The 11,435-nt window shown below is 42.0% G+C and carries 10 protein-coding genes and 1 tRNA gene; 4 read left to right on the top strand and 7 right to left on the bottom strand.

Features of this window, described 5'->3' with window-relative positions; genetic code table 11:
• The first annotated feature begins 131 nt into the window (after window positions 1–131).
• Together mdtH and PSF31_RS12735 are read left to right on the top strand one after the other, a co-directional pair.
• On the top strand, window positions 132–1,337 hold the full coding sequence (mdtH, locus tag PSF31_RS12740; protein WP_004255096.1) for a multidrug efflux MFS transporter MdtH: 1,206 nt from the start codon (window positions 132–134) through the stop codon (window positions 1,335–1,337).
• A 38-nt stretch (window positions 1,338–1,375) separates the two neighbouring features.
• Window positions 1,376–1,936, top strand: a complete 561-nt coding sequence (locus PSF31_RS12735; RefSeq protein WP_096864845.1) for a lipoprotein — start codon at window positions 1,376–1,378, stop codon at window positions 1,934–1,936.
• Between the two features lie 155 nt (window positions 1,937–2,091).
• On the opposite strand, the gene PSF31_RS12730 is transcribed toward PSF31_RS12735, so the two are convergent.
• Both PSF31_RS12730 and ghrA read right to left on the bottom strand, forming a co-directional pair.
• Window positions 2,092–2,643, bottom strand: coding sequence for a TorD/DmsD family molecular chaperone (locus PSF31_RS12730; RefSeq protein ID WP_096864844.1), 552 nt, complete (start codon window positions 2,641–2,643; stop codon window positions 2,092–2,094).
• Between the two features lie 137 nt (window positions 2,644–2,780).
• Window positions 2,781–3,722, bottom strand: a complete 942-nt coding sequence (ghrA, locus tag PSF31_RS12725) for a glyoxylate/hydroxypyruvate reductase GhrA (RefSeq protein ID WP_004255104.1) — start codon at window positions 3,720–3,722, stop codon at window positions 2,781–2,783.
• A 337-nt stretch (window positions 3,723–4,059) separates the two neighbouring features.
• Here ghrA and PSF31_RS12720 point away from each other — a divergent pair.
• Window positions 4,060–4,147: transfer RNA gene (locus PSF31_RS12720), tRNA-Ser, on the top strand.
• Between the two features lie 8 nt (window positions 4,148–4,155).
• On the opposite strand, the gene PSF31_RS12715 is transcribed toward PSF31_RS12720, so the two are convergent.
• The 5 genes from PSF31_RS12715 to PSF31_RS12695 form a co-directional block, all read right to left on the bottom strand.
• Window positions 4,156–5,676, bottom strand: a complete 1,521-nt coding sequence (locus tag PSF31_RS12715; RefSeq protein WP_164560992.1) for an alanine/glycine:cation symporter family protein — start codon at window positions 5,674–5,676, stop codon at window positions 4,156–4,158.
• 87 nt (window positions 5,677–5,763) lie between these two features.
• On the bottom strand, window positions 5,764–7,248 hold the full coding sequence (locus tag PSF31_RS12710; protein ID WP_096864843.1) for an aldehyde dehydrogenase: 1,485 nt from the start codon (window positions 7,246–7,248) through the stop codon (window positions 5,764–5,766).
• An 8-nt stretch (window positions 7,249–7,256) separates the two neighbouring features.
• Window positions 7,257–8,123: a 4-hydroxy-tetrahydrodipicolinate synthase gene (gene dapA, locus PSF31_RS12705; protein ID WP_096864842.1), complete on the bottom strand. Its 867-nt coding sequence runs from the start codon at window positions 8,121–8,123 to the stop codon at window positions 7,257–7,259.
• Window positions 8,124–8,140: 17 nt separating this feature from the next.
• Entirely contained in the window at window positions 8,141–9,388 is a 1,248-nt protein-coding gene (locus PSF31_RS12700; RefSeq protein WP_096864841.1) for an NAD(P)/FAD-dependent oxidoreductase, read from the bottom strand.
• Between the two features lie 9 nt (window positions 9,389–9,397).
• Window positions 9,398–10,348, bottom strand: coding sequence for a 4-hydroxyproline epimerase (locus PSF31_RS12695; RefSeq protein WP_004255115.1), 951 nt, complete (start codon window positions 10,346–10,348; stop codon window positions 9,398–9,400).
• A gap of 153 nt (window positions 10,349–10,501) precedes the next feature.
• Between PSF31_RS12695 and PSF31_RS12690 the strand changes: the two genes are divergently transcribed.
• Window positions 10,502–11,305 carry a helix-turn-helix domain-containing protein gene (locus PSF31_RS12690; RefSeq protein ID WP_096864840.1) on the top strand — a complete coding sequence of 268 codons (804 nt, stop codon included), beginning with the start codon at window positions 10,502–10,504 and terminating at the stop codon, window positions 11,303–11,305.
• Window positions 11,306–11,435: the final 130 nt, after the last annotated feature.

Here is an 11,435-nt window from a genome sequence, read left to right as displayed (position 1 = left end):
CCGTCACAGAGTGAAGTATGACGAATATTTATCGATAAAAAAATATCATCTATCAAACCTCAATATACTGATATTATTAATAACTAATTTTAAGCATCATTCCCTCTTTGCTATTTTTCTGATGGTGTCTCATGGCGCAGGTGTCACGGGCAAGAAGCCTTGGTAAGTATTTCCTTTTGCTTGACAACATGTTGGTTGTCCTCGGCTTTTTTGTTGTTTTTCCGCTTATTTCCATTCGTTTTGTTGATCAACTGGGTTGGGCCGCCGTGGTGGTGGGTTTTGCCTTAGGGCTTCGTCAGTTTGTTCAACAGGGTTTAGGTATCTTTGGCGGTGCTATCGCTGACCGGTTTGGTGCGAAACCCATGATTGTCATTGGAATGCTATTACGTGCCAGTGGTTTTGCAGTGATGGCAGTGGCCCATGACCCTTGGGTTTTATGGTTATCTTGCGTCCTTTCTGCACTGGGTGGAACCTTGTTTGATCCCCCACGAACCGCATTAGTTATTAAATTAACTCGCCCTTATGAACGTGGCCGTTTTTATTCTTTACTCTTAATGCAAGACAGTGCTGGAGCCGTTATTGGGGCGCTGATTGGTAGTTGGTTATTACAATATGACTTTCATTATGTCTGCTGGGTTGGCGCTGCTGTTTTTATTATTGCTGCTATCTGTAATGCTTGGTTGTTACCTGCTTATCGAATATCAACCATCAGAACCCCTATTAAAGAAGGTATGGGTCGCGTACTAAAAGACAAACGCTTTGTGACTTATGTAGTCACTTTAGCTGGCTATTTTATGTTGTCAGTACAAGTGATGCTTATGTTTCCTATTGTTGTCAATGAGTTAGCAGGGACGCCAACTGCCGTCAAATGGATGTATGCGATTGAAGCAGCGATATCCTTAACATTGCTTTACCCTATTGCTCGTTGGAGTGAAAAACATTTTCGCCTTGAGCAACGGCTCATGGCCGGGCTATTTTTAATGAGTCTCAGCATGTTTCCAATTGGCATGACAACCTCACTCAACACGCTATTTGCCCTTATTTGCCTATTTTATTTAGGTACTGTGACTGCCGACCCTGCTAGAGAAACACTAAGCGCATCACTTGCTGACCCAAGAGCCAGAGGGAGCTATATGGGCTTTAGCCGCTTAGGCCTTGCTTTAGGCGGAGCTGTCGGTTACACCGGTGGCGGCTGGATGTACGATATTGGCCACCAATGGAATATGCCACAATTACCTTGGTTCTTATTAGGGATCATCGGTTTTATCACTTTATGGGCACTGCATAAGCAATTTAACCGTAAAAAAATTGAAACAGTCATGTTGAGTGGGCAGTAATGCGCTAAACTAGCGGTATTACTGTAAAAGGAGTCTTTATGAAGAAGTTTATAATCGCCGCTATGGTGGGCTTTCTCACTCTCTTATCGGGTTGTAGTCAATTATCTGAGTTTAGTATTAGTGAATCACAAGTTAATGATTATCTTGCTAATAAAGTAAAATATGACCACAAGGTCGGCATTACTGGTTTCGCTGATGCGGATATTCAACTCGCTAATTTAAAATCAGAAATCGGCCGCAGTGAGCCTGGAAAAGTCGCACTGACAGGGGATGCAAGCGTTAAATTAGACTCGCTGATTGGTAAAGCACAAGCACAAATTAACCTGACCCTCACTGCTCGTCCTTATTTTGACGCCAAAACAGGCTCAATTTACTTAAAAGAGTTAAATATTAGCAGTTACAAGGTAACACCCGAAAATATGGATACGGCAATGTCAGCTGTTATTCCTTACTTAAATAGTTCCCTTGAAACTTTCTTTGAAACTCAGCCTGTTTATGTGTTAAATCCAGATAATGGTGCTGCTGAAGCAACTGCGAAGAAACTCGCTAAAGGGCTTGAAATCAAACCGGGCAAACTGGTCATTCCATTAGTTGATTAATTTTAACCATAAATTATTTCGATTGATAAAAGCATGAAAGGCAACAAAAAATCTGTTGCCTTTCTGACTTATTCAATCCTCAAACAAAATTATTAATCAATACCGCTGACTAAAACATAAGTAACATCATCATAAAAAAAGTGACAGCGTCACAATTATTCGGTTTCTGAGTCAAGCTCATCACGCAGAGCAATAACTGCATCACGCGTAATTTGAGCTAAAGTACGATAGAACGTGGTTGTAGCATGCGCTTCAACTTTACCTAGAAAGCTGCCATACCAGCTAAGAATATAGCTATCAAATAATTCTTCTTGGGCGGCTGTTTCATCTTCTGCCGCTTGGTCTTCCAACCAAGAAGCCGCGAGTAGTAACGCACCAAAAGCATCCGCAGGTGCATTCGTCAGGGACATTCCTCTCACCGTTAAAAATTCGCGAACTTCTGCTTCTGTAATTTCAGAATCGTAATCATTCGCTAGCATTGAAACTGCTGGGGATTCACCTACAAACAGGGCTTGGTAATCCGCATTAACCGCATTGATATCGAGATCTTTTGCCATGCGCGACCATAATTCATCTTGCTCCAATGGCCATGATCCTTTTAATTTATCTTGAGCAATCATATCAATAAGCGGCTTTACGAGGCTATCAGAGGGACTACGTTGAAATAGTGTCCCCAAAATACGGCAGACGATTGAAAATTCGTTCATATATTATCCTATTTTTCAGATTCAGTAGTCACACCTCGTGACCGAAGCAGTTACTTTCAGTATATCGAAAAAATAGGAAAGATATTAGGGGTGATGATTGCGAGTGTTCACAAAGACCACTCGCAACAAAGAAGTGACTAATAACCGCGTTGCATATCAACCACACCAATAGGTGCTTGGCCAGCTTCGATGCGCTGGATATTACTGACAATCATATCCATAGCTTCTTTCGGTTTTGTAAAGGCGGCAACATGGGGCGTGATAGCGATGCGTGGATGCGTCCAGAACGGGTGCATTTGCGATAACGGTTCACTCGCAAAAACATCAAGCGCAGCACCTGCAACTTGCCCTGATTCAAGCGCTAAAAGCAAATCTTGCTCAATCAGATGAGCACCACGTGCAAGGTTGATAACATATGCCCCTTGCTCTAATTGGCTAAATAGTTGCTGGTTTAAAATTCCCACCGTTTCTGGCGTGCTTGGCAGAAGATTAATAATCACACGGGTTCCAGAAAGAAAGCTAGCTAATTGGTCATTACCAAAATAGCTTTTTACGTTATCAAGTTGTTTTTCAGAGCGACTCCATGTTCTTACATGAAAACCAAAGCTGACTAAGCGTTTTGCAACCGCTTGCCCTAATGCCCCTGCTCCCATAACACCAATGACAAAGTCTTCGTGTTGGTAGGCTGGTAATTGCTTCCATTGTCGCTGTGATTGTAATTGGCGGTACTCATCCATACGACGAAAGTAGCTTAACACTTTTGCACAAGCGTATTCTTCCATTTGAATCGCCATTCCAGTGTCTTCCAAACGCATTACAGGAACGCCTGCCGGTAAGGTCCCAGGTTTGTCTTGTTCTTGCTTTAAAATAGCATCCACACCCGCACCTAACGCGAAAATACCTTTTAAATCACTGCGACCAGCGAGACATTCATAAGGCGGTAACCAAACCATAGCGTAATCTGCACTTTGGTTATCCCCTTTTTCCCATTGGCGAATATTCACTTGGGGTAATCGCGCTTTCATGCCCTCAATCCACTGTTTTGAATCAAAAAATGGATGGTAAAATAAAATATTCATGGCAACTCCTCTTTAGTTTCTAACAGAGTGTGCCGAATGGCATTTCTTTTCAAGTTAATCAAGCCGATACACTGTATTCAATCAGAATTTTGTTAACTAGCTAACGCTTTTTATCTTCACGACTTGCCGTTTCAAATTAACATTAAACGTATTATTTACCTTAGCTGATAACATTTAAGATTAGATAATAATCAAATTGTTTTTTATTTAGCTAAACAGCAACAAAAGTCGGAAAAAGGATAAATAGGGAGTTGACGTTAGACGCTATTTTCCCTATAGTAGCGCCCCGTTGCAGAGCAGGTTTTTATTCCCTACTCCACAACAGATTTAGAAAAACGGTGAGGTGTCCGAGAGGCTGAAGGAGCACGCCTGGAAAGTGTGTATACGGCAACGTATCGAGGGTTCGAATCCCTCCCTCACCGCCATTTTTCTTCTAGTTTTTCCTCTCTTCTTCTTGATATGCCATCCCTTGATTTTTTTTCTCTTTCGGTTCTATACCAATTCCTTGTTCGTGATATTCGCGGCTTATATCTTCCCAGAGTTCTGCATTTTCTATCCCAGCGACTTTGGGGTCAAACACCGGATCAACGCCTAGTTTTTCCTGCCGCTCAAAGTCACGCAGTGCTCGTAATGCAGGTTTTGACAGGAAGACTATGGCAATAAGATTAAGGTAACTCATACTACCGAACCCAATATCGCCAAGGCTCCACATTAAGCTAACTGACTGGACGCTTCCCATAAAAACAATAATCAGAAATACAAACTTAAGTATCAATTTCAAAATGGGGTAACGCAATTTTCTATCGAGATAAACAATCGTGGTTTCTGCAATATAGTAATAGGCCATCAAGGTTGTGAAAGCGAATAAAAATACGGCGATTGAGACAAATCCCGACCCTGCAGAAGTAAAGACTGTTGATACCGCCATTTGTGTCCATGCGGTCCCCGCGGCAACCCCGGGAACATATTCGACTAAGGCAGTCGCCGAACCATCTGGAAAAACGTTATACATATTGGTGACAAGGATCATCAAACCTGATGCTGTACACACAACGACAGTATCGATATAAATAGAAAACGCTTGAATTAACCCTTGTTTTACAGGGTGGCTTACCTCGGCCGCCGCAGAACTAAATGTGGCTTCACCCGCACCTGCCACGTTGGAAAAAACGGCACGGCGCACACCCCATGAGACAGCCGTACCAACAATACCACCGAATACTGCGTCCATTCCCATCGCACTACGGAAAATTAAACTGAACATACCCGGCACTTGTTCATAATGGCTGCCCAAGATGATCACCATCATGACGATATACGCCAATGCCATAATTGGCACGATCTTGTCTGCAGCACTCGCAATACGTTTTACACCACCAAAGATTAACCATGCCATCAGCACTGTCACAATGCCGCCTGTCGCAATTGGGGGTAAGTTAAATGCAGTTTGAAAGGAGTCAGCAATGGTATTGGCTTGAATACCCGGAACCAGTACTCCATAAGAAAGGCAAATAACCGCAGCCACTATAATAGCAAATGGCTTCAGTTTTAACCCTTTCTCGATATAGTAAGGGGAACCACCGCGGTATTGGCCATCAGAGCGCTGTTTGTATATTTGAGCGAGTGTGGATTCGATAAATGCACTAGCTCCCCCCAATAGCCCCATGACAACCATCCAGAAAATCGCACCAGGGCCGCCTGCGGCAATAGCTGTCGCCACACCCGCAATATTACCTACCCCTACACGCCCTGATAATGCTAAACAGAATGCTTGGAAGGAGGAAATTCCTTCTTTTGACGCTTTATTTTCCTTTAACAAACATACCATTTTAATGAGATAGCGAAACTGTACACCGCGAGTCGCTAATGTAAAATAGAGCCCAACACCTAGCGATAACACCACTAATGCATTACCCCAGATGTAACCAACGATTGTATTAACGATGGCTTCCATTTTGTACTCCTTCGTTATTGTAATTGTTTATTTGTATTTGCAGGGTAAAAAAAACCTGAGTCCAATAAGGTACTCAGGTCAACGTTTTTATTGATGAATAAACCAGATAACCTTGGTTTGAGTGTATTGTTCAAATGCCTCTAAACCGTTGTCTTTACCGCCAAAGCCTGATTGACGAAAGCCACCAAACGGCGTTGTAATATTGCCTTCACTAAAACCATTGACTGAAACGGTACCTGCATTAATGCGCTGTGCAATTTGCATGGCTCGGTGAATATTTTGGCTATAAAATGAAGCCGCTAAACCATATTGAGTGTTATTGGCCAAAGCGACCGCTTCATCATCAGTTTTAAAAGACGTAACAGCTAAAATAGGGCCAAAAACTTCATGCTTAAATAGTGACATTTCAGGCGTGACTTCATCAAAAATTGTCGGTTCGATATACCATCCAGCCCCCAATTCATGATGGACCTTCCCACCAGCAATGAGTTTTCCGCCCTCTTTTAATGTGGTATCTAAAAATGATTTCACTTTTTCAAAGTGAGCTTGTTCGACCATTGGCCCAATTGAAATATCCGCATGCCTTGGGTCGCCGACTTTCCATTCTTTAACGGCGGCGGCAAGCTTCTCTAATAGTGTTTTTTTGATGCTTTCGTGCACAATTAAGCGAGAACCACAGCTACAGTTTTCACTCATATTCCAAAAGGCAGCCGCCATAATATGCGGAATTGCCGCCTCAATATTGGCATCTTCAAACAACACTTGAGGGCTTTTTCCCCCACATTCGAGTACAATTTCTTTTAAGTTACTTTCTGCTGAATATTTTAAGAATAAACGCCCTACCTCTGTTGAACCGGTGAATGACACAACATCCACATCATGATGGCGGCCAAGAGCTTCCCCGACTTTTTCACCTAACCCACAAACTAAACTTAATGCGCCTTTAGGGACCCCTGCCTCATAGGCCAGTTCCACCATACGATAAGCACTTAATGAGGTTAATTCAGCAGGTTTCACAATCACCGAGTTGCCTACCGCGAGAGCAGGTGCCACTTTCCATGCAAACATCTGAGCAGGGAAATTCCACGGCAACACTGCACCAACCACGCCAATAGGCTCATGCACTATCAACCCCAATTCTTGATGGCTTGTTGGTGCAATTTTACCAAACAGTTTGTCAATCGCTTCGGCATACCAATAAAAGGTGTCAATCGTTGCGGGTAAATCCGTATTTAAGCATTCAGTGATAGGTTTACCTGCATCAATACAATCTAGCGCTGCAAGTTCTTCACTGTGTTTTTCAATGAGATTAGCCCATTTAAGCATGATAACTTTACGTTCTTGAGGCGATAATCCGCGCCATTCACCTTGATTAAATGTGTTACGCGCTACCTGTACCGCGGCATTAATATCGTTCGCATCACCGTCAGCAATAAAACCAATAACGCTATTATCGATTGGGGTACGGTTTTCTAATTTATTTTGCTGTTCTGGGTGCCCTGCAATTAAATTGCCCGCCCACAGTTTCCCTTGTTTTGCACATTCAAACACCTGCTGTTGGGTCATGGTCATATTTCCCCCTAGCGTTTAATTAATTTAATGAATTCATCGCGTTCTTGAGACGCTAGATTTGACAGAGGCAAACGAACCGGGCCAACATTGAACGTTCCATTCAAGCAACCCGCCTTGGCTTTTTGGTTATAGTTCCCTGATTCCATTGAGTAAATTGCAGGATAGATTTCAGTCATAATTTGCTTCGCTTGTTGCCAGTCACCCGCCTGCGCTGCATTAAAAATAGCAACTTGCTCTGCTGGGAATACGTTCCCCGCCCCCGCTATCCAACTTTTCGAACCCCAAAAGAAGAAATCCACAGGTTGGTCATCACAGCCACAAATAACCTCGAAATTTTTGAATGGTGTTTGTAATAGATGCAATGCTCGGCTAAAGCTACCGCTGCTTTCTTTGATGGCGACAATATTGTCAATTTCAGCTAACTTAATGACCGTTTCAATGTCGATTTCAATACCAATCCGAGCGGGAAAATTGTACATAATAATGGGTAATGGTGTTGATTTTGCGACTTTTTCATAATGGGCATACACCCCTTGCTGGTCCGGCAGACTATACGGCGGAGGCGATAACATTACCCCTTCATAACCGAGCTCTTGAGCTTGTTTCGCGCGTGCAATTGCCCCCTCGGTTGATAAGTCGTTAATGCCCGCAATTAATGCCACTCGCCCTTTTGCAATCTTGCAAACGGTAGATAACACGGTTTTACGTTCATCTTCATTTAAAGCGTAATATTCCCCTGTTGTTCCACAAACTACTAAACCGGTAACACCTTGCTCAATAAGTTTTTCAGTTAATTCAGCAAGTGCACTGACATTTAGTGTTAAATCATCATGAAACGGGGTCACTAAAGGAACAAGAATGCCATGGAAATTCATTTGAATTCTCCTCAAAATTAAAGAAATCGTTCAATGGAAAAAGGGGTACAGTCGATGCTTGTCGGCTGCTGATGAATAAAACTATTCACAATATCTGCGGTGATCGCCGCTTGGGTTAACCCCAAGTGTTGGTGACCAAATGCAAAAATATAGGGACCTTTGTGGTCTAAAACTGGCAATGAGTCTGATGTGGATGGGCGAAACCCCATCCATGATGTCGATTGTTGGCTGTTTAATGTTTCCTTGAGCATTGGTTGTGCTAACGGAAGAAAATGTTGAGCACGCTGCATATTTGCGGGGCGCTTTAGCCCTGCGTATTCCACGGTTCCTGCAAGGCGTAACCCTTGAGACATTGGCGTCATAATAAAACGCCTATCCATACTTGATACAGGTATTGATAAACGGCTTAATTCATTAGGCAACATCAGGTGATAACCACGCTCTGTTTCAAGTGGCACTTTGATGCGGCTGACCATTTTGACTAATGATTTAGAGAATGCGCCACCTGCAATAACAATTTTTTGTCCTGTGAACTGCCCTTGGGTCGTTGTCAATACGGCTTGTTGATTCGATGTTGATGTAATTTCTGTTACTTCACAGTGGGTTAATGCCTGCCCACCCGCTTGTAAAAACGCCTCGGTCAATTTTTGGTGTAATGCACATAAATCCACAACATGGCCTGTATCTGGATAAAAAATGCCCCCGATTTGGCTTTCAGATAAAGCAGGTTCGCGTGTGAGTAGCGCATTTTGACCAATCAATTGATTTGTCACACCAATACTTTGTAGGTACTCACTGTGATGACTTAACTTATCGAGAGTTTCTTTTTTCTCAGCCACCAACAGTGACCCCTTCATTTTGACAAGGTCACTTAATTGCCATTTTTGAATAAATGCTTGCCATGAATCAAAAGCGGCACTATTTAATGTCGTCAAAGTGTGATGAATATGGGTAAAAGGCTTATGGCGCATATTACCCAATAATTTTATTAACCAAGGGGTTAAGGGTAATAGATAACGCCAATCCAAGCGCAAAGGCCCTAATGGGTCAAGTAGCATTTTTGGAAGTGATTTTAAGACACTCGGGTCAGCAATCGGAAAAACTTGTTCTGTCGCAATATGCCCTGCGTTGCCAAATGAGGCGCCTTGGCCAATTTCATGTTTATCAAGCAACAATACGTTTGACCCATTAGCTTGAACTGTCAGCGCAATACTCAGGCCAATAATACCGCCACCCACTACAATCACTGGATATTTGCGTTCCATTTCATTCCCCTATGCCACCGAAATTCCAAACCGAAATGGGTCTTGTTCATCTATCAATAAGGTATTTTTCCCACTGATATAGGCATGTCCGCGAATAGTAGGAATAATGCCGTTTTCATCTGCCTGCTGAAAACTGGCTTGAAATTGGCTACCAATAACACTGGCTTGATGCCAGATTTCACCAGCTGCCAGTTTTTTATCTGCCGCTAAGCAGGCAAGTTTGGCGCTGGTCCCCGTTCCACAAGGCGAGCGGTCATAAGCGCCACCAGGGCACAAAACAAAACTTTGACTATTAGCATTGGGGTGTGAACCGAATAATTCGATATGGTCAATTTCTTGGTCATCTTTACCGCAAACACCTTGATCAGCTAAGGCTTGTTTAATCTTTAAACTAATTTCTGTCAGTACTTTAATGTTTTGGTAATCAATGGCGACTGGTGACTGTTCAACAAGAAAAAACCAATTTCCACCCCAAGCAATATCCCCAGTAATGGGGCCGAGATCTGGGACATTAACTTGTACCGCTTTGCGATAACGATATGAATAAACATTCTGAATGCTCACGCTACCATCTTGGTGTAGTTGCGCCGTCACATCTCCTACCGGAGTTTCAATAAGATGTTTGCCATAAGTGATATGACCGAGAAAATGCAACGAGGCCACTAAACCGATAGTGCCGTGGCCACACATTCCCAGATAACCTTGATTGTTAAAAAAAATCACACCTGCTGTTGCCGCTGGGTTTTGTGGTTTGCAGAGTAATGCGCCAACAAGAATGTCATTGCCACGTGGCTCTAAAATGGTAGTTTTACGCCATACATCATGTTGCTTGCGTAATTGCTCCAATCTCGATGCCATGCTTTGTTGCCCTAAATCAGGGAATCCATCAATGACTAGCCGAGTTGGCTCGCCTGCGGTATGGGAATCGATAACTTCAATTTTGGTATATTGAGATTGCATCAGTTAGCATCCTATTTATTATCATTGTTAATAGAATGCTTGATTTTTGTTAACAACTCTTGATATCTTTCTAACAAACTTATGCGGTTTTCTGCACAATCTCAAAATATTTAACAGAATTAGTAAGATTAATTTAATATTTCGGAGCGCAGCATGATCAATCTAAATAAATTGCTATTGATTAGTCAGGAAAACATGCTGTTTCCCGTTGATAATATTGACGTTTTATTAAATCATTTAGGTTTAATCATGCCTCTAATTAATACCTTGCCTAATGTGACTTTTTTTATAAAAGACCATAATGCAAAGTATTTATTAGCTAATGATAATCTAGCTACTCGTTGTAAAATCGACAGTGTTAATCATCTCGTTGGTAAAGGCGCTGAGGATATTTTTCATTCGGAACTCGGCCAAAGCTATAGTTCTCAGGACTATTTAGTGATGGAAAAGAAAATTAGCGTCATTAATAAACTAGAGCTTCACCTGTATAAAGCGGGTTTGTTGGGATGGTGCTTAACGACTAAGGTTCCTATTTTTAATACACGTAACCAGGTTATTGGGGTTGCAGGAATTTCAGTGGATTTACAAGATGTAAAATCTGTCAGTCCTAAGCTGAACAACCAGCTTAGCCGTGTTGAACGCCATATTAGTGAACATTTTGATACCGCTATAAAAATGACAACTCTTGCTGAAATATCTGGCCTCTCCCTTTCCCAATTAAACCGCCAGTTTAAAGCTATTTTTTTGATAACCCCCCAGCAATATATTCAAAAAATGCGGCTTGAACATGCTATTGAACTGCTCGAAGATGATTTTTCAATCACTGAGATTTCCAGTAAATGTGCCTACGCTGATCACAGCGCTTTTTGCCGTAAATTCAAAGAAATGACCACAATGACACCCAGCCAATTTAAACGAATGCGTTCAAAAATCGATAAACAAAAGATATTGACGTGATCGGGTATCATATTGTTAATCTGTTTTCCTCAACGTGAATAAATCCATTCCATTTAATTTCATTAAATGCTTTTAGTTAATTATTCAAATAGTTTGAATGATTTTTTTACTAAAATAACACGGCTATATT

This window comes from Providencia sp. PROV156, from assembly GCF_028480905.1.
Classification (GTDB): domain Bacteria; phylum Pseudomonadota; class Gammaproteobacteria; order Enterobacterales; family Enterobacteriaceae; genus Providencia; species Providencia hangzhouensis.
Note: the sequence above shows the minus strand (reverse complement) of the source record. Positions and strands in the feature narration are given on the sequence as shown.